General features: G+C 58.9%; 19 protein-coding genes. 8 read left to right on the top strand and 11 right to left on the bottom strand.

The features are described 5' to 3' along the window. Positions 1-10: 10 nt before the first annotated feature. The 5 genes from SB725_RS21020 to rplU form a co-directional block, all read right to left on the bottom strand. A complete protein-coding gene (locus SB725_RS21020) occupies positions 11-475 on the bottom strand; it encodes a CreA family protein (protein ID WP_008022496.1) in 465 nt (154 codons plus the stop codon). 12 nt (positions 476-487) lie between these two features. Further along, entirely contained in the window at positions 488-1,606 is a 1,119-nt protein-coding gene (gene proB, locus SB725_RS21015; protein WP_027924199.1) for a glutamate 5-kinase, read from the bottom strand. 137 nt (positions 1,607-1,743) lie between these two features. Beyond that, a complete protein-coding gene (gene cgtA / locus SB725_RS21010; RefSeq protein ID WP_027924200.1) occupies positions 1,744-2,967 on the bottom strand; it encodes an Obg family GTPase CgtA in 1,224 nt (407 codons plus the stop codon). A 194-nt stretch (positions 2,968-3,161) separates the two neighbouring features. Then, on the bottom strand, positions 3,162-3,437 hold the full coding sequence (gene rpmA / locus SB725_RS21005; RefSeq protein WP_007943982.1) for a 50S ribosomal protein L27: 276 nt from the start codon (positions 3,435-3,437) through the stop codon (positions 3,162-3,164). Positions 3,438-3,471: 34 nt separating this feature from the next. Next, positions 3,472-3,786, bottom strand: coding sequence for a 50S ribosomal protein L21 (gene rplU, locus SB725_RS21000; protein WP_003176051.1), 315 nt, complete (start codon positions 3,784-3,786; stop codon positions 3,472-3,474). Positions 3,787-4,026: 240 nt separating this feature from the next. On the opposite strand from rplU, the gene SB725_RS20995 reads away from it, so the two are divergent. From SB725_RS20995 to SB725_RS20985, 3 genes are all read left to right on the top strand, one after another. Beyond that, positions 4,027-4,995 carry a polyprenyl synthetase family protein gene (locus SB725_RS20995; protein ID WP_027924201.1) on the top strand — a complete coding sequence of 323 codons (969 nt, stop codon included), beginning with the start codon at positions 4,027-4,029 and terminating at the stop codon, positions 4,993-4,995. 122 nt (positions 4,996-5,117) lie between these two features. Next, positions 5,118-5,459, top strand: a complete 342-nt coding sequence (locus tag SB725_RS20990; RefSeq protein ID WP_027924202.1) for a zinc ribbon domain-containing protein YjdM — start codon at positions 5,118-5,120, stop codon at positions 5,457-5,459. Positions 5,460-5,665: 206 nt separating this feature from the next. Beyond that, positions 5,666-5,923, top strand: a complete 258-nt coding sequence (locus SB725_RS20985) for a hypothetical protein (protein ID WP_027924203.1) — start codon at positions 5,666-5,668, stop codon at positions 5,921-5,923. Positions 5,924-6,036: 113 nt separating this feature from the next. Here SB725_RS20985 and SB725_RS20980 read toward each other — a convergent pair whose 3' ends face one another. From SB725_RS20980 to SB725_RS20970, 3 genes are all read right to left on the bottom strand, one after another. After that, positions 6,037-6,654: an FKBP-type peptidyl-prolyl cis-trans isomerase gene (locus SB725_RS20980; RefSeq protein WP_027924204.1), complete on the bottom strand. Its 618-nt coding sequence runs from the start codon at positions 6,652-6,654 to the stop codon at positions 6,037-6,039. Positions 6,655-6,775: 121 nt separating this feature from the next. Further along, on the bottom strand, positions 6,776-7,087 hold the full coding sequence (locus tag SB725_RS20975; RefSeq protein WP_027924205.1) for a DUF6482 family protein: 312 nt from the start codon (positions 7,085-7,087) through the stop codon (positions 6,776-6,778). Between the two features lie 212 nt (positions 7,088-7,299). Continuing rightward, positions 7,300-7,788 carry a TIGR00645 family protein gene (locus tag SB725_RS20970; protein WP_027924206.1) on the bottom strand — a complete coding sequence of 163 codons (489 nt, stop codon included), beginning with the start codon at positions 7,786-7,788 and terminating at the stop codon, positions 7,300-7,302. Between the two features lie 171 nt (positions 7,789-7,959). On the opposite strand from SB725_RS20970, the gene SB725_RS20965 reads away from it, so the two are divergent. Continuing rightward, entirely contained in the window at positions 7,960-9,789 is a 1,830-nt protein-coding gene (locus SB725_RS20965; RefSeq protein WP_027924207.1) for a hypothetical protein, read from the top strand. A gap of 4 nt (positions 9,790-9,793) precedes the next feature. Here SB725_RS20965 and SB725_RS20960 read toward each other — a convergent pair whose 3' ends face one another. Further along, on the bottom strand, positions 9,794-10,123 hold the full coding sequence (locus SB725_RS20960) for a hypothetical protein (protein WP_027924208.1): 330 nt from the start codon (positions 10,121-10,123) through the stop codon (positions 9,794-9,796). Between the two features lie 324 nt (positions 10,124-10,447). Next, a complete protein-coding gene (locus SB725_RS20955) occupies positions 10,448-12,886 on the bottom strand; it encodes a Lon protease family protein (RefSeq protein WP_027924209.1) in 2,439 nt (812 codons plus the stop codon). A 278-nt stretch (positions 12,887-13,164) separates the two neighbouring features. Between SB725_RS20955 and SB725_RS20950 the strand changes: the two genes are divergently transcribed. The 4 genes from SB725_RS20950 to SB725_RS20935 all read left to right on the top strand — a co-directional run bounded on the left by SB725_RS20950 (position 13,165) and on the right by SB725_RS20935 (position 16,738). Next, complete coding sequence (locus SB725_RS20950) at positions 13,165-13,653, top strand: DUF3015 domain-containing protein (RefSeq protein WP_027924210.1); 489 nt, start codon at positions 13,165-13,167, stop codon at positions 13,651-13,653. 92 nt (positions 13,654-13,745) lie between these two features. Further along, entirely contained in the window at positions 13,746-15,599 is a 1,854-nt protein-coding gene (locus SB725_RS20945) for a DUF4105 domain-containing protein (protein WP_410922553.1), read from the top strand. A gap of 217 nt (positions 15,600-15,816) precedes the next feature. Beyond that, on the top strand, positions 15,817-16,173 hold the full coding sequence (locus SB725_RS20940) for a hypothetical protein (RefSeq protein WP_059182130.1): 357 nt from the start codon (positions 15,817-15,819) through the stop codon (positions 16,171-16,173). A 70-nt stretch (positions 16,174-16,243) separates the two neighbouring features. Beyond that, positions 16,244-16,738, top strand: coding sequence for a GreA/GreB family elongation factor (locus SB725_RS20935; RefSeq protein WP_027924213.1), 495 nt, complete (start codon positions 16,244-16,246; stop codon positions 16,736-16,738). Between the two features lie 91 nt (positions 16,739-16,829). On the opposite strand, the gene ettA is transcribed toward SB725_RS20935, so the two are convergent. Next, the gene (gene ettA / locus SB725_RS20930; protein WP_027924214.1) at positions 16,830-18,494 is read right to left on the bottom strand and encodes an energy-dependent translational throttle protein EttA; all 1,665 of its coding nucleotides are present in this window, start codon (positions 18,492-18,494) and stop codon (positions 16,830-16,832) included. Positions 18,495-18,642: the final 148 nt, after the last annotated feature.

Here is an 18,642-nt window from a genome sequence, read left to right as displayed (position 1 = left end):
TTGCGTCAGATTATTGAGCGTGCGCCCACGGCAGGATCGGGATCGCCGTCACCGCATTCTGCGGACTACCCTCGATCAAGCGATCGCTGTAGACCAGATACACCAGCGTATTGCGCTTCTTGTCGAGGAAGCGCACCACCTGCATGGTCTTGAACACCAGCGACGTGCGCTCCTTGAACACCTCATCACCATCCTTCAGCTCACCCTTGAAACTGATGGGACCGACCTGGCGGCAAGCAATGGAGGCCTCGGCGCGATCTTCCGCCAGGCCCAAACCACCCTTCACGCCTCCAGTCTTGGCGCGCGACAGGTAGCACGTCACGCCGTCGACCTTAGGATCATCAAACGCCTCGACGACAATCCGGTCGTTCGGCCCGACGAATTTGAACACCGTCGACACCTGGCCAATTTCCTCAGCCGAAGCCAGCAGCGGCATCGCCAGCAGCAGACCCAATAATCCTTTTGCCACACGCATTCAAATATTCCTTCAGACCAGAATCAGGTTATCGCGGTGAACCAGTTCCGGCTCAGCCATGTAACCCAACAGACCGACAATCGCCTCAGACGACTGACCGATGATTTTTTGTGCTTCCAGCGCACTGTAGTTGGCCAGGCCACGGGCGATCTCGCGACCATCCGGCGCCACGCACACCACCATTTCGCCGCGACGGAAGCTGCCCTGTACCAGCTTGACCCCCACCGGCAGCAAACTTTTATGGTCCTGGGCCAGCGCTTTCACCGCACCACCGTCCAGCACCAGCGTGCCACGGGTTTGCAGGTGCCCGGCCAGCCACTGCTTGCGCGCCGCCAGCATGCCACGCTCAGGCGAGAGCAAGGTGCCGATGCGCTCACCCGCCTTCAGGCGATCCAGCACGCGCTCAATGCGCCCACCAACGATGATGGTGTGCGCCCCGGAACGAGCTGCCAGACGCGCCGCACGCAATTTGGTCTGCATACCGCCACGCCCCAGCGCACCGCCAGTACCGCCCGCCACCGCATCCAGCGCCGGATCATCAGCGCGCGCCTCGTAAATCAGGTTGGCGTCAGGGTTGTTGCGCGGATCGGCGTCGAACATGCCATCGCGATCCGTGAGGATCACCAGCAAATCAGCTTCAACCAGGTTGGCCACCAGCGCCGCCAGCGTGTCGTTGTCGCCAAATCGGATTTCATCGGTCACCACGGTGTCGTTTTCGTTGATCACCGGGATCACTTTCAGCTCAACCAGGGCGCGCAAGGTGCTGCGGGCGTTCAGGTAGCGCTTGCGATCGGACAAGTCATCGTGCGTCAGGAGAATCTGCGCGGTGTGCCGGCCATGCTCGGCAAAGCTCGACTCCCAGGCCTGCACCAACCCCATCTGACCGATGGCGGCGGCGGCCTGCAACTCGTGCATCGCGCTGGGTCGTACGGTCCAGCCCAAGCGGCTCATGCCCGCGGCCACAGCCCCGGAAGACACCAACACCAGCTCGACGCCAGCTTCATGCAAAGCCACCATCTGCTCGACCCAGACACCCATTGCCGCGCGATCCAGGCCCTTGCCGTCCGCTGTCAGCAAAGCGCTGCCGATCTTCACGACCCAACGCTGCGCACCTGTCACCTTGCTCCGCATCATCTTCAACCTTAGCTTGAGGACAGCGCGACCTGGCACTGCCCGTGACGTTAATCGTGGCTATTACTGACCAACGATCGATTTCCAGATACTAAAACGCCGCTCGATTGAGCGGCGCTTAAGTTTACTGCAACGAATCAGTCACGCACGTAAATGATTTCCGGACCATCTTCGTCATCCACATCTTCTTCGTCCCAATCATCGTCGCCGATGTCATGGACCGACTTCACGCCGCTACGGCGCAGGGCACGCTGGTCATCCAGGGCCTGCAGCTGAGCACGAGCTTCGTCTTCGATGCGCTGATCGAGCTCTGCCAGCTCTTCCTTGTAGGCAGGGTCCGCAGCCAGACGATCAGCACGATCTTCCATGTAACGCATGATGTCGTGGCACAGACGCTCAGTGCCAAGCTTGGAGATGGCCGAGATCACGTAGACCGGACCAGTCCACTCCAGACGATCAACGATCTCCTTGACGCGAGCATCGTGCTCTTCTTCAAGGATCTGGTCGCACTTGTTCAGCACCAACCAACGATCACGCTCAGCCAGGGACGGGCTGAACTTGGTCAGCTCGCTGACGATCACCTCAGCCGCATCCGGTGCGCTGGTGTCATCCAGTGGCGCCATGTCCACGAGGTGCAGCAGCAAACGGGTACGCGACAAGTGCTTGAGGAAGCGAATCCCCAGGCCAGCGCCATCGGAAGCGCCTTCGATCAGACCCGGAATGTCCGCGACCACGAAGCTCTTCCAGCGATCGACGCTGACCACACCCAGGTTCGGCACCAAGGTGGTGAACGGGTAGTCGGCGACTTTCGGCTTGGCGGCCGATACCGAGCGAATGAAGGTACTTTTGCCGGCGTTCGGCAAGCCCAGCAGACCGACGTCCGCCAGCACTTTCATTTCCAGCTTGAGGTCACGCGCCTCACCCGGCTTACCCGGAGTGGTCTGACGCGGAGCACGGTTGGTACTGGATTTGAAACGGGTATTACCCAGACCGTGCCAGCCGCCGTGAGCCACCAGCAACTTCTGGCCGGCCTTGGTCAGGTCGCCGATCACCTCTTGAGTGGCCGCATCGATGACGGTGGTGCCCACCGGCACGCGCAGTACCAGCTCTTCACCTTTCTTGCCGGTGCAGTCGGTGCTGCCGCCGTTGGAACCGCGCTCAGCGTCGAAGTGACGGGTGTAACGGTAGTCGACCAGTGTGTTGAGGTTTTCGTCGGCGATCATGTAGACCGAGCCGCCATCACCACCGTCACCGCCGTTCGGGCCGCCGTTTTCAATGAATTTCTCGCGACGGAAGCTCATGCAACCGTTGCCGCCGTCGCCGGCCTTTACTCGAATCGATACTTCATCAACAAACTTCATAACAAAACGCCTCTCGCCATACGGACGAGCCGAAAAAATCTAGACATAAGACTCTTGCAAAAATGAGCGCAGCGACCTCAATCAACGACCGCAAAAACCTGCGCTGGAGCCCATCACAAACAGCTTTGCAAGAGACTCACCCCACAAACGAAAAAGCCCCGTCGCAAGACAGGGCTTTTCCAGCAACCACGTAATTATGCCGCGACGACGTCAGTCTTCGGAACAATGCTTACGTAACGGCGATTGAAAGCGCCTTTTACTTCAAACTTGATCACGCCGTCGATTTTAGCGAACAGAGTGTGATCTTTACCCATGCCAACACCGTAACCGGCGTGGAATTGGGTGCCGCGCTGACGCACGATGATGTTGCCCGGAATGATAACCTGGCCGCCATACATCTTCACGCCAAGGCGTTTGGCTTCTGAGTCGCGACCGTTACGGGTACTACCACCAGCTTTTTTGTGTGCCATGAGTCAATTCTCCTAGTGAGGAATTAGGCTGAAATTAAGCCTGAATACCGGTGATTTTGATCTCGGTGTACCACTGGCGGTGGCCCATACGCTTCATGTGGTGCTTACGACGACGGAACTTGATGATGCGGACTTTATCGTGACGACCTTGGGAGATCACTTCAGCCACAACGGTAGCGCCAGCAACAACTGGAGCGCCGATGTTCACGTCATCGCCATTGGCGACCAACAGAACGCGATCAAAAGTAACGGATTCGCCGGTAGCGATTTCCAGTTTTTCGATCTTCAGGTATTCACCTGGGGCGACCTTGTATTGCTTGCCACCAGTAACAATTACTGCGTACGACATGGTATTTCTCCGATAATCCTGCTCACCCAGCTCTTTATAAGAAGAGGTATTGGCTGGCATGGCTGCATAGGGCTGGAAGGCCGGTTTGCAATTGCGTAAGGCAGGTGCTGCCCAGGAAGTTCAGGGTGCGCGATTGTACGCAAGCTGCCGGAGTGATGCAAGAGGCCGTCCATCGCGCCTTGACACTCGCCGACGTGGGTCCTAGCATGCCGCGCAACCCTTCTGGAGCAACTGTCGCTGATGCAACCCCAAGCTTTCTACCGCGCGGTGGCGGACGATTTTAGCGCCGTCGACGGCATCATCAAGAAGCAGCTGACTTCCCGAGTGCCGCTGGTATCGAAAATCGGCGATTACATTACCTCGGCTGGCGGCAAACGCCTGCGTCCTTTATTAGTGTTGCTGTGTGGCAAGGCGCTGGGCCGCGAAGGCGACGACCTGCGTCTGCTGGCCGCGACCATCGAGTTCCTGCACACCGCCACCCTGCTGCACGACGACGTGGTCGACATGTCCGGCATGCGCCGTGGCCGCTCGACCGCCAACGCCATGTGGGGCAACGCACCCAGCGTGCTGGTCGGCGACTTTCTGTATTCGCGCTCCTTCGAAATGATGGTCGAGCTGGGCTCCATGCCGGTGATGAAGATCCTTTCGCAAGCGACCCGCATCATTGCCGAAGGCGAAGTGTTGCAGCTGTCGAAGGTCCGTGACGCCAGCACCACCGAAGAAACCTACATGGAAGTCATCCGCGGCAAGACCGCGATGCTCTTCGAGGCGTCGACCCACAGTGCTGCCGCACTCTGCGAAGCCACAGCTGAGCAGGCCGAAGCCCTGCGCACCTTTGGCGACCACCTGGGCGTGGCCTTCCAACTGGTCGACGACCTCCTGGATTACAAAGGCGACGCGGAAACCCTGGGCAAGAACGTCGGCGACGACCTGGCCGAAGGCAAGCCGACCCTGCCGTTGATCTACACCATGCGCGAAGGCACGCCGGAACAGGCAGCCCTGGTGCGCAAGGCGATCCAGAAAGGCGGCATCGAGGATCTGGAAAGCATTCGCGAAGCGGTAGAAGCCTCCGGCTCGCTGGAATACACCGCGAAACTGGCCCGTGATTACGTGGCCCGTGCGATCAAATGCCTCGACGCACTGCCTGCCAGTGAATATCGCGACGCATTGGTTGAGTTGAGTGAGTTTGCGGTAGCCCGCACGCACTAACTGCACCGTAATACCCTGTGGGAGTGAGCCTGCTCGCTCCCACAGTTTTCGGCGTCGCCCCCTCCCAGCTAAAACCCTATATAATGTGCGCTTTTTAGCGATCCTGAATCCAAGGAGCTTTAGTGAGCACGTTGCCACCCTGCCCAAAATGCAATTCCGAATACACCTATGAAGACGGCGCACAGCTGATCTGCCCCGAGTGCGCGCACGAATGGTCCGCCAGCGGCGAAGCCGATGTGGCGTCCGATGACGCCGTGAAAAAGGATTCGGTCGGCAATGTCCTGCAGGACGGCGATACCATCACCGTGATCAAGGACCTCAAGGTCAAGGGCACGTCGCTGGTGGTCAAGGTCGGCACCAAGGTCAAGAACATCCGCCTGTGCGATGGCGACCACGACATCGACTGCAAGATCGACGGCATCGGCCCGATGAAGCTCAAATCCGAGTTCGTCAGAAAAGTCTGAATCCGCTGTATTCCATCCCGCGCCACGCGTGGGATGGTGCTTCGCCCTCCCCCGCTTCAACCCGCCTGCCCGCGCAATAGCTAAACGCCAGCCGATTTGACCTTACGCAACCTTTACCCGGAAAGAAGCACAAACTGCCAATAGGCCCTTGCTATTTGATGAATAAGAATTATTCTCATTGAAACCCAAATCAATGGAGATGAGACATGACTTATTTGATCGATGCCTGGCTGGATCGACCACACCCTTACCTCAGGATCCTGCATCGGGAAACCGGGGAAGTCTGTGCCGTGCTTGAAGAAGAAGCCTTGAGCGAGTTGCAGGATCAGGGGGATCTGGACGTCAACGGACTAAGCTCCAGCGAGCCAGTGGTGCTGAAGGAACTGGTGCGTAATCTGTTTCTGTTCTGTTATGCCCGGGCGTTGCGCCCATCGAATGAACTGCACCACAAGATCGAAATATGAAAATCACCGCAAAAAAATGTGGGAGCGAGCTTGCTCGCGATGACTGACTAACATCCAACATCTCTGTCGACTGTTACGCCGCTATCGCGAGCAAGCTCGCTCCCACAGAGGTCTTACAGAACGTCGAGCAGTTCGACGTCGAACACCAGTACGCTGTGCGGCGGAATGCTGCCAACGCCTTGAGCGCCGTAAGCCAGTTCGCTCGGCACGTACAGACGCCATTTGCTGCCGGCATTCATCAGTTGCAGGGCTTCGGTCCAGCCAGCGATCACGCCGCCAACCGGGAATTCTGCAGGCTGGCCGCGCTCGTAGGAGCTGTCGAACACCGTGCCGTCGATCAGGGTGCCGTGGTAGTGGGTACGCACCTGATCTTCACGGGTCGGCTTCGCGCCTTCACCAGCAGTCAGCACTTCGAATTGCAGGCCGGAAGCCAGGGTGGTGATGCCTTCACGCTTGGCGTTTTCAGCCAGGAAAGCCAGGCCTTCGCCAGCAGCCGCTTCAGCCTTGGCAGCCGCTTCGGCTTGCATGATTTCACGGATCACCTTGAAGCTGGCGGACATTTCTTCCTGGCCAACACGGCTTTCCTTACCGGCGAAGGCATCGGTCAGACCCGCCAGGATCGCGTCCAGGCTAACGCCCGGTGGCGGGTTGTCGCGCAGTTGGTCGCCCAGCTGACGGCCAATACCGTAGCTGACGCGGGTTTCGTCGGTGGACAGATTTACTTCGGACATGACACTGCTCCGCTGTGCGGACGGCCCGGGAACTTGCCGTGCGTGCACAGCGCGTCCCGGAGCGCCCGGAACCAAAAGGGCCAGCAGACTAGCACAGATGGCATCGTCCTGATGAGGGCTGTCAGTGATGCCAGGAAGAGCGGAAGGCAATCGGCACCTTCAGACTTTCCCCCACGCTGGCACCTAGCCCGCACATTTCATCATGAACCGAGGCGTGAACCAGATTGAAGGGTAAGGTCGGGAATTTATGCAGCACCTGACGAGCATGCTCGACCGAGCGCAGGTGGAACATATGGTCGTGGGCATCGCTCAAGGGATACGCGGCACCGTGCATGCGCGCTTCCAGCAGATAGATCCCGCCTTCCATGGAGATCAGGTTCAACTCATCGACTTTCCCTGCGAGGGCATATGCGCGTAGTTCAACAAGGTTCATGAAGGCACCTCATACAATGGCGAGCCAAGACTACTTACAGGGATAGGCCCCGGCGCATCAAAGTACAAGCCAGCAACGGCACCGCCCGTCCGGTTCGACCATCTCTCCTTGCGGGAGCGTGGCTTGCCCGCGATGGCATCAGCGCGGTTTAGCGCCAGACCGAGATGATGCCATCGCGGGCAAGCCACGCTCCCACAGGGATTTTGGGCGAATCAGTGCTTGGTCAGCTTGTCCAGATAACCCATGGCGAAGGCCGACACGACGAATGTCATGTGGATGATCACGTACCACTTCAAATGCTCGGGATCGACGTTCTTGGCGTCCATGAAGATCCGCAGAAGGTGGATAGAGGAAATCGCCACGATGGAAGCGGCCACTTTCATCTTCAGGGAAGAAGAATCCATGGTGCCCAGCCAGTTGAGCTTTTCCTTATGGTCATCGATGTCCAGTTCAGAGACGAAGTTCTCATAACCTGAAATCATCACCATCACCAGCAAACCGCCCACCAGCGCCATGTCGATCAGCGACAGCAGCACCAGGATCAAGTCCGATTCCGCCATCGAAAACACGTTGGGGATAACATGGAAAACTTCCTGGAAGAACTTCAGCGCCAGCGCCAGCAGCCCAAGCGACAACCCGAAGTAGATCGGCGCCAGCAGCCAGCGGGAGGCGTACATTGCATTTTCGATAAAGCGTTCCATTGAATCTCACACAGGGGTTGAAAATGGCCGCGAGTATACCAGCCACCCGTCGCTATCCAGAAGCTGCCAGGAACCATCGAGAAATCCGCCACCTGCGCCGTGTGTCACAAAGTTTTTCTGCTAGTGTCCAGACTATTGACCGCTCAGCGACATCGGACAGGAAGACTGGGAATGGATGTGCGATTGCCTTTAACGAGTGTCGGCATTTGCCTGACGTTGCTGATGAGCGGCTGCTCGCCCGGCGAGGACAAGCATCAGGTCAGCCTCGAGGAAAAAACCGCACAGTTCGAACAATCGCTGGATCAGATCCAGGACCCGAAACTCAAGGACGCCGTGTCCGAGCTCGGCGGCTCACTGCTGCTGCTCGAACGTGCGCAACTCAAGCTCGACAGCAAACCGGTGGAAACCGAATACGGCGAAGATGCCCTCGCCGTGCTCAAGCACTACCCAACGCCACAGGCCCTGGTAGACACCTACATCAATGGCCTGTTCGTGCTGCACAAGGATTCCAGCTCCGATTACCTGACCGACCTGCAACCGGTATTCCCGTTCAACTTCAATATTCCGGCGGCATTCCTGTTCCCCCATGGCCTGGAATGGCAATCGGTGACGCTGAGCAACAAACGGGTCATCCCCTTCCAACCCGAATGGTCGGAAACCGATCCCGGCATCCAGCTCAGCCCGTCGAGCTCCAACCTGACCAACCCCGACGACCTGACGGTGACCTACCCTTTCATCGACGGCCTGGATGTCGACAAGAAGAACCAACCGCAACCGGTGAGCCTGCAAGGCAAAGTCGAAGTGATCGCACCCCGCCGGCTCTACAGCGTTGTCCTGAGCAAAAAGGACGTCGGCCAGACCCGCACCAACGACAACCTCAGCGTCACCCTGTTGAAGCTCGGAAAGAACTACGCCGAAATCGAGTACAACAACAGCGTACCGGTGGCCCCCGAAGTCGGTGAAACACCGTTGAACCCACTGATCGTCCAGGCCAGGGACAGCACCGGGCAATTTCTCTCGCGCTCCGGATCGATCAACGAAACCCCCACGCAAATTGCCTTCTACCAAAAACAACTGGCGAAAATGCAGCAACAGAAAACCTGGAGCGAGGCGTTCGAAAAACAGCTCAATGACGAACAGCGTACGTTCGAGCAGCAGCAAGGCCAGCATTATTCCAAGGTGTACTTCAACGGGCCGATCGAGACCCTTGAAGTCAGCCTGTTGGATTTCTCGACCGCCACCGTCACACGCAAGGACTTGAACTTGCCGGTACGCCGCTTCGACCCACACACCACGGCAAAAACCGTGCAGCCGCTGAACTTGCCGGTGGTGGTGTATGACGATCAGGCGCCAAACTGGCTCAAGGGCGCGACACTGAGTGAGGAGCAGCTGAAAAAAAGCATCAACGTCAATCAGTCGGTGGACGACCCGAGTGCCGCGCGCATCGAATTCGATCACCCCAGAAGTTTCAACGACGAGTTGCTCGGCACGTCATTCAGCCCCGGCAATAGCCCGGTCAGTTTCTTTACCGCGGACAGCAGCGGTAAACGCGATGAGCCGATCGAACTGCCACCGGAGGCCTATCAGGTCGACCCTCTGCGCGGCACGATCACCTACGACCTGAACCTGTTTCCGCAAACGCCGGCGTTCGCCGTGGGCTCCATGCCCTTGTTCCTGGCCACGGTCGACAAGCAATCGCTCGACGCACAGAAATTGCCCAAGGGGCTTGAGCTCAAAGGCAATGCGCTGGTGGTGGATGCGAAACTGTTTCCTGCGCAGGACTGGCGATTTTTCGCCAGGGACGACAGCGGGAACTACCTGAAGGAGATTCTTGCGGTCACTCATGACGCTGGTGCCGATGGTCCGGCGTTATTTGACGTGCACTACTTCTATGGCCAGCCCACACGTCTGGAAACTTATCAGCGAACCGACCTCACCACTGTGCAATATGGTTTCGAGGTCAAACTGGCCAAGGCTGATCTGAGCCAGCTCGACCAATAACCCATCAGTGCTCGAAGCCACCCAGATTGCGGCAACGACCGCCGTTGATTTCCCGCAGCTGGGCTTGCAGGTGCAAACACCAGATTTGGGGATCATCGGCCAGTTCGTAGCCGTGCAGCGTCAGGCTTTCCACAATAGTGTCGAGGATGGATTCAGCCACGAAAGGGCCATGAAACGGGCCTTGTGCCTTGATGGCTGAAGGTTGCTCGCCAGCCATTCCGGCGGCGAAGAGCAAGGTCCACATGCCGGTATCTCCCGCCAAAGGGCGGATGGCACACTCGATACGGGTCACTAGGCCCAGGCATTGACGGGTAAGGCAGAGGTTGCGCGACATGGCGGCGACCCTCGGTAGATCCGGTATTCAGCCCCCGTGGGAAGGCTGTTTCGATCCTGTGATTGCTGTCGATATCCTTGAACCAGAGAATAGAAGAAAAGTCTGGCCAGCACGTCAGGCGAGACCAGAAGGCGCCGAATGGTCATAGTGTGAATATTGACGCCAGACTGATGGCACTTTTACTTGGATTCACGCAAAAAAATGTGGGAGCGAGCTTGCTCGCGATGAGGCACTAACATTCAACATCTCTGTTGTCTGAAAGTCCGCAATCGCGAGCAAGCTCGCTCCCACAGTGGATCGGGATGAGCCTCAGATTCGTTTGTCTCAGGCCGGCTTGGCCTCGACCAACGCTTCCTGCGCCGCTTCTTTCTCGGCTTCCTTGAGGTCTTCCTCGCTGATCATTTCCGCGATCACCCGCAGGCGCTCCACCACCCGCGCATTGACGCTGCCTTCAGGGAATTCGCCATTTTCATTCGGCGCCCCCGCCGGCTCGCCGACCAACAGGCTCAACGCTTCGTCCGCCTGACGCACCGCGTAAACATGGAACTGCCCCGCACGCACGGCAGCCAGCACCTTCTCGTCGAGCATCAAGGTGGCAACGTTCGCCTGCGGAATGATCGCACCTTGTTTGCCGGTCAGTCCGCGCGCTTCGCAGAGGCGGAAGAAGCCTTCGATCTTCTCGTTGACCCCGCCCACGGCCTGCACTTCACCGAACTGGTTGATCGAACCGGTGATCGCAAAGCACTGCTTGAGCGGTGTTTTCGACAAGGCCGAAATCAGCGTACAGGCTTCGCCCAGCGACGCACTGTCGCCATCGACATAACCGTAGGATTGCTCCAGGGCAATGCTCGCGGAAATCGCCAGCGGGAATTCCTGGGCGTAACGACTGCCCAGATACCCAGTGAGGATCATCACGCCTTTGGAGTGAATCGGCTGCCCGAGGTTGACCTCACGCTCGATGTCGACAATGCCGCTGCCGCCCGGATACACCGTGGCGGAAATCCGCGCTGGTACACCGAAGGCCGAGTCGCCGACTTCCAGCACTGTCAGGCCGTTGCACTTGCCGACGGCGGCGCCATCGGTGTCGATCAGGATGATCCCGGCCAGCATGTCATCAAGAATCCGCGCCGAGACGCGCCCGGTACGGGTGGCCTTGGCCTTGAGCGCACGCTCGATGTGCCCGGCGTCGGTCATTTCATCGCCCGCCAGGTGGCGAATGAAATCCGCCTCGCTGACCAGTTGGAACAGATCGCCGATGCGCGCCGACAAACGCCCCTGGTGTTCAGCCAGACGCGCGCTGTAAGTCGCCAGACGTGCGACGGCATCCGCCGTCAGCGGCGCCATGCCTTCTTCGGAGGTGCGGGTTTTGAGCAACTGGGCGAACTGCTCCAGGCTCTCGTCGACCATCGGGATGTCTTCATCGAAGTCCACCAGGACGCGGAACATCTCCTGGAAGTCCGGATCAAGGTCTTGCAGCGTGTAATACAGCTGACGGGCACCGATGATGATGACTTTGACCGCCAGCGGAATGTGTTGCGGCGTCAGGGTGACAGTGGCCAGTCGCCCCAGTTCACCCAACGGCGATTCCATTTTCAGCTTGCGCGATTGCAGGGCGCGCTTGAGCGCATCCCAGACGAACGGCTCGCTGAGCATTTTTTCCGCTTCAAGAATCAGGAAGCCGCCGTTCGCCCGGTGCAAGGCACCCGGTCGCAGTTGTCGGTAGGTCGTGTACAGCGCACCCTGATCGGTGCTGTATTCAATCCGGCCGAACAGGTTTTCGTAAGTCGGGTGCGGCTCGAACACCACCGGCGCACCGCCGCTGGCCGAATGCCCGACCACCAGGCTCGGCGCGTATTGCTCTTCCAGCAGCTTGCGGGCAATGGCGTCGGTCTTGCTGTCGTCCACCAGTTGCTCGACCACCGTCTTCAGCAGGTAAACCTGCATCGCTTGCAGGTAACCGCATACAGCCGCGTTCTCGGCGTACTTCTCCGACAACGGCGACAACAGCGGCTGCAAGGCCAGGGTAATGGTCTCTTCGTTGAGGTGGCGCAGTTGATTGCTCGACTCACGCTTCCATTGCGGCAGGCTGGCGAGCTCCTCATTCAGACGCTCTTCCAGGCCGGAAATATCATCGTGAAAACGCTCGCGATCAGCTTCCGGCAATTGGGCGAACTCCGCTTCGTCCAGCGCCTTGCCTTCACTCATCGGGGTAAACGCGATGTTGCTGGCGTCGCGATACAGCGCGACTTCTTTCTCCAGGGCCAGGCGCTCGATGACGTCCAGCGCCTTGTCGTAACGCTGGTTGAAGGCGCGGTCGATGGCGCTTTTCTTTTGCTGGTAGGACGGGTGTTCAAACACCGCAGGAAAGGTCGCCAGCAGGTTATCGATCAAGCCGTTGATGTCGCCGATGAAGGCACCGGCGGTGCCCGACGGCAATTCCAGGGCGCGGGGCTCGCGCGGCTCATCGAAATTGTTGACGTAGACCCAGTCCGCCGGGGCCTGCTGGCGTTTGGCTTCGGCCTTCAGGTAGCGTTTGACGAACGAAAACCGGCCGGTGCCGGGTTCCCCCATGACGAACACGTTGTAACCGGGGCGTGGCATGGCCACACCGAACTGCAAGGCTTCGACCGCACGTTCCTGGCCAAGCACACCGCGGAAGGGCTCCAGATCATTGGTGGTAGAGAAGCTGAACTGTTCAGCGGAAAACGGACGGGTCAGCGCTTCAGGCGCTAGACGCAAGCTGGCAGCAACAGGATCAGGCATCGGGCTTCCTTACATCAGGCGGGGCAGATAGCGGCATTCTGGCGCTGCCCATACCCCACTTGCAAGGCGCGCCTCCAGCCAAAGCATAGACAAACTGCCATCCTCAGGCAGGCCGGGGCTAAATCACTGATTTCGGCGAATGTTTTGCAAAAAATCACGGAACCCCGTGATCGTGCCTAAACTCCAAACTGCGCGGCTGGACTAATAACCGGCCCAACTGGCGCCGACACGGGCCAGAACCCCTTGTCCATTGGTATGCACACTAAGAGAACATAGCTATGAAACGGATTCTTCTCGGTACTCTCTTCACCGTTGTATCCCTCAACGCCATGGCGCAAGCCCCAGGCGGGCCGGATTGCGGTTGGGGCAACATGCTGTTCGAAGGTCAGCGTGGCACCCCGGCTCACTTCCTGGCCTCCACCACCAACGGCACCTCCGGCAACGCAACCTTCGGTATGACCTCCGGCACCAACGGCTGCGCAACGAATGCGTCGCTGACCTACGGCGGCAAATCCTGGTTTGCCATGAATGGCATGATGAACGAGCTGTCCGAAGACATGGCCAAAGGTCAGGGCGAAGCGCTGACCACTTACGCCGTGGTCCTGGGCGTGGCGCCGGAAGACCGTGCGCATTTCGCCGCCGTGACTCACGAGCACTTCCAGCAAATTTTCAGCAAGGCTGACGTGACCGCTGAAGACGTGCATACCAACACCCTGGCCGTTCTGAAGAGCGATCCGCGTCTGGCCAAGTACGCCACTCAAGCTTAAGCTCGAACCGCCCGCTCCTTTCGGGGAGCGGATTTATTTTTTTGACCCGCCCCTCCTTGGGTCTTTGTTTTTTTCGACTTAAGTTGCCCACTATGCTCAAACGCCTTGCCTGGCTGGCGCTCTGTGTCTGCGCCCCGCTGGCCGCCGCGCCGCACATCGAACCTCAACGTTTGCAGCAACTGGCCAATGACCCCTTCTGGATTTCCCTGGGCCACTATGAAACCGCCAAGCTCGGCGGCTGGCGCAGCTATGTCAGCGACAAGAAATTCTTCCTCGCGCCCGACGGCAACGAACACCCCGACCATGAACTGGCCGCCACCGTGCAAGCGTTGTACGCCCCGGCCAGCGCCGGCGAACACCACGCCCAATGCGTCTATCCGGCCCGTACCCGCTGGCTGAAAGCACAGCTCAACCTGACCGATCTGCCGACACTGGACTGCAGCGAATTCAAGCAATGGTTCAAGGACGTCTCGCCCCACAGTGCGGTGATGATTTTCCCGGCAGCGTATTTGAACAGTCCGTCATCAATGTTTGGCCACACGTTGCTGCGCATCGACCAGGCTGATGTACAGAGCGACCACACGGCCCTGCTCAGTTATGCGATCAACTTCGGCGCCTACATCGAAGGTTCGGACAACAGCATCCTCTATGCCTGGAAAGGCTTGATGGGCGGTTATCCGGGGCTGTTCGCGCTGGTGCCCTATCAGGAAAAACTCTCGGAATACCGCAGCCTCGAGAACCGTGACTTGTGGGAATACCGGCTGAACCTGACCCAGGAAGAAACCGCACGCATGGTCGAGCATGTCTGGGAGCTGAAACAGATCAAGTTCGACTATTTTTTCTTCGACGAAAACTGCTCCTACCGCCTGCTGGAATTGCTGCAAGTGGCACGGCCGAGCCTGCGCCTGACCGAGCAATTCCCGCTGACTGCGATTCCGACCGACACCGTCAAAGCCGTGAAAGAGGCCGGTCTGGTGGAATCCATTCAATACCGTCCGTCCCGCGAACGTGAGTTGTTAAGTCGTGCCGAACCGCTGAACCCTGAAGAACAGCAATGGGTGCTCAAAGTCAGCGCCGATCAGAAACAGTTGCAGGCGCCCGCGTTCAAGGCGCAACCCAAGGCTCGCCAGGCGCTGATCATCGATGCGGCCTATCGTCTTGAACGCTACCGCGCCAATGGTCAGGAGCGCGACCCGGCGCGGGCTCAGCGCAGTTTCGAACTGCTGCGGGCGATCAACCAGAACCCGGCGCCGGAACTGGATATCCCACAACCCGGCCTGCCCGAGGATGGCCATGAATCGCGCACCAGGCAGGCCGGCATCGGCACCCGCGGTGACAAGGCGTTTGGCGAATACGGCTTGCGCATGGCCTATCACGATCTCAACGACAACGCCGAAAGCTTCCCGCTCGGCGCCCAGATTGAAATCCTGCAAATGAAACTGCGCCAGTACGAAGGCAATCACTGGCAGTTTCAGCAGCTGGATCTGGCGACAATTCGCTCCCTGACCCCGCGCAACGAGCTGCTGCAGCCGCTGTCGTGGCAGGTAACGGGCGGCCTGGAGCGGGTGCCGGGCAAGCATGACGACGAAACCCTGGTCAGCCACGTCAATGGCGGTGGCGGCGGTACCTGGCAATTGGGCGAGGACATGCTCGGTTTTGCACTGGGCACGGTGCGCATCGAACACAACAATGACTTCGCCGAATTCATCGCCCCCGCGGCGGGCTTCAACACTGGCGTACTGTGGAAAAACCCACTGGGCAACTTCAGTCTGGAGACCAAGGGCGATTTCTTCACCAATGGCGAAGTGCGCCGCAACATCAGCCTGAATCAGCAGTGGGAACTGTCGCGCAACCTCGGCCTGCGCCTGAGCGCCCAGCGCGACTTCAGCCACCTCGCCACACCCGAGAACGAAGTGATGCTTGAAGTGAAGTGGTATCACTACTGACTAAAATCCACCGCCCCCCCCTGTAGGCGTGAGCCTGCTGGCGATAGCGGACTGTCATTCAGCATTGATGTCGACTGTCACACCGCTATCGCGAGCAGGCTCACTCCTACACGGGGATTGGCGTTATCCGACAGATTCATCACAGGCCTTTCACACACGCCTCACGAATCCACTTCTAGACTTCCCTTATAGCCGTTGCACGGCCCGGGAGTTTGAGATGTGGCGCTGCGTTGCAGTCATAGGTGTGTTGATGTTGATCGCAGGTTGCCAGACAACCCACGAAGAGTTGATCTCCAAAGGTTATCCACCGGCTTTCGCCGACGGCTTCGATGACGGTTGCAGCAGTGGACGGCAAGCCGCCGGGGCGATCAGTGGCGAATTTCGCAAAAACGTCCCGCGTTATCTCAAGGACAAGCAGTACGCCGAAGGCTGGAGCGATGGCTTTCGTCAGTGTCAGGCCATGCTCGAGAACCAGAACCGCGATGACTATCGCAGCCACCATTGGGACGACCGGGACAAAGCCTGGCAGCAACAGAAAGACCAGGACGCTGCACGTGCCTATCACTCGCCATGAGTCGCTTACAGACATCCGCCGAAACTAAAGGCCTGCAACCATGGCCCAAACCCTATAACGGGAGAAGACCATGAGCCGGGCATTCGTCAACGAAGATAACGCCGCCGAGCAAGCCGATCAGCCGGTCGAACGGCAGGTCAGCACACAACCCAATTACGTCACACCCACAGGACTTGCGCAGTTGCAGGCGAAAGTCGCCGAGGTGCAAAACCTGATCAATGAACAGAGCGCGAAAGGTGAACTGGCCGACAAACAGCGCCAGGCCGACCTTGAGCGTGACTGGCGGTATTTCAACCAGCGACTGCAAAGCGCTCAACTGGTCGTGACTGCTTCCTCGACCGACAAGGTACAGATTGGCGCCTGGGTGACCTTTGCCGATGAACAGGGCAGCGAACAACGTGTGCAGTTGGTGGGTGAGGATCAAGCGGATGCCGCCAGCGGATTAATCAATTGGGGCTCGCCGTTGGGGCGGGCGTTGTTGGGCGCGCGGGTGGGGGATGAGGTGGTTTGGAAACGGCCGGTGGGGGATTTGGTGATTGAGGTGTTGAGCATAGATATTGAGTGACCATCAGGCCGCTTTCGCGACTGGGTCTATCTGAACGCCCATAAAAAAACGGAGCCCCGAAGGCTCCGTTTTTTATGCAACCGACCCGATATCAGGCCAGTTTCTTGTGCCGTACACGATGCGGCTGGGTAGCCGCTTCGCCGAGACGCTTGCGGCGGTCGGCTTCGTATTCGGTGTAGTTACCTTCGAAGAACACCGCTTGCGAATCGTCTTCGTACGCCAGGATGTGGGTCGCGACGCGGTCAAGGAACCACCGATCGTGAGAGATCACAATGGCGGCGCCCGGGAAGTCCAGCAGGGCTTCTTCCAGGGAACGCAGGGTTTCAACGTCGAGGTCGTTGGACGGTTCGTCGAGCAGCAGGACGTTGCCGCCCTCTTTCAGGGTCAGGGCCAGGTGCAAGCGACCACGCTCACCACCGGACAGGTCCTTGACGAACTTCTGCTGATCGCCGCCCTTGAAGTTGAAGCGACCGACGTAGGTACGCGACGGGATCTCGTAGTTGCCGATGCGGATCTGGTCCGAACCGTCGGAGATCTGCTGGAACACGGTCTTGCTGCCGTCCAGGTCTTCTCGGCTCTGATCGACACACGCCAGTTGCACGGTTTCGCCGACTTCGATGCTGCCCGAATCCGGTTGTTCCTTGCCCATCAGCATGCGGAACAGGGTCGATTTACCGGCACCGTTACCGCCGATCACGCCCACGATGGCGCCTTTAGGCATGGAGAACGACAGGTTGTCGATCAACACGCGATCGCCGTAACCCTTGGAGACGTTCTTGAACTCGATGACCTTGTCGCCCAGGCGCGGACCGGCCGGGATGTAGATCTCGTTGGTTTCGCTGCGCTTCTGGAATTCCTGCGATTGCATTTCTTCGAAGCGTTGCAGACGAGCCTTGGATTTGGACTGGCGGGCCTTGGCGCCTTTGCGCACCCACTCCAGTTCTTCCTTCATGGCTTTTTCGTGAGCCGATTGCTGCTTGGATTCAGCGGCCAGACGATCGGACTTGGCTTCGAGCCAACCCGAATAGTTGCCCTCGTACGGAATACCGGCGCCGCGGTCGAGTTCCAGAATCCAGCCGGCAACGTTGTCCAGGAAGTAACGGTCGTGCGTGATCGCTACCACGGTGCCCGGGAAGTCGTGCAGGAAGTGCTCCAGCCAGGCGACGGAATCGGCGTCCAGGTGGTTGGTCGGTTCGTCGAGCAGCAGCATGTCGGGGGCGGACAGCAGCAGGCGGCACAGGGCCACACGACGCTTTTCACCACCGGACAGGAATTCGACCTTGGCATCCCACGCCGGCAGGCGCAGCGCATCGGCGGCGACTTCCAGTTGGCGATCCAGGTTGTGACCGTCGCTGGCTTGCAGGATAGCTTCGAGCTTGGCCTGTTCTGCCGCCAGTTTGTCGAAGTCGGCATCTTCTTCAGCGTAAGCCGCGTAGACCTCGTCCAGGCGCGCCTGGGCGTTCTTGATCACGCTGACCGCTTCCTCGACCACTTCACGCACGGTCTTGGTCGGGTCCAGGATCGGTTCCTGTGGCAAGTAGCCGATGTTCAGCTCCTGCATCGGACGGGCTTCGCCCTCGAACTCGGTGTCGACGCCGGCCATGATTTTCAGCAGCGTGGACTTACCCGAACCGTTGAGGCCGAGTACGCCGATCTTGGCGCCGGGGAAGAACGACAGAGAAATGTTTTTCAGGATTTCCCGCTTCGGCGGAACAACTTTGCCCAGCCGATGCATGGTGAAGACGTATTGAGCCATGGAGAACCTTGGGTCAGTGACAGATGAATGATTGCAGCGCAGGCGAAGCCCGGCCAGACCGTGCGCGTCGTTCGATTGATGGGGGTCAATGCGTGCGCGCTGAAAAAGTCTGAGTTTAGGAGCTGGAACGCTCCCGCGTAACCGGCAA

The organism is Pseudomonas sp. SIMBA_041 (assembly GCF_046535095.1).
GTDB classification, from domain to species: Bacteria; Pseudomonadota; Gammaproteobacteria; order Pseudomonadales; family Pseudomonadaceae; genus Aquipseudomonas; species Aquipseudomonas mucoides.
The sequence above is the reverse complement of the archived record's forward strand: the minus strand, read 5'-3'. Positions and strand labels throughout refer to the sequence as shown.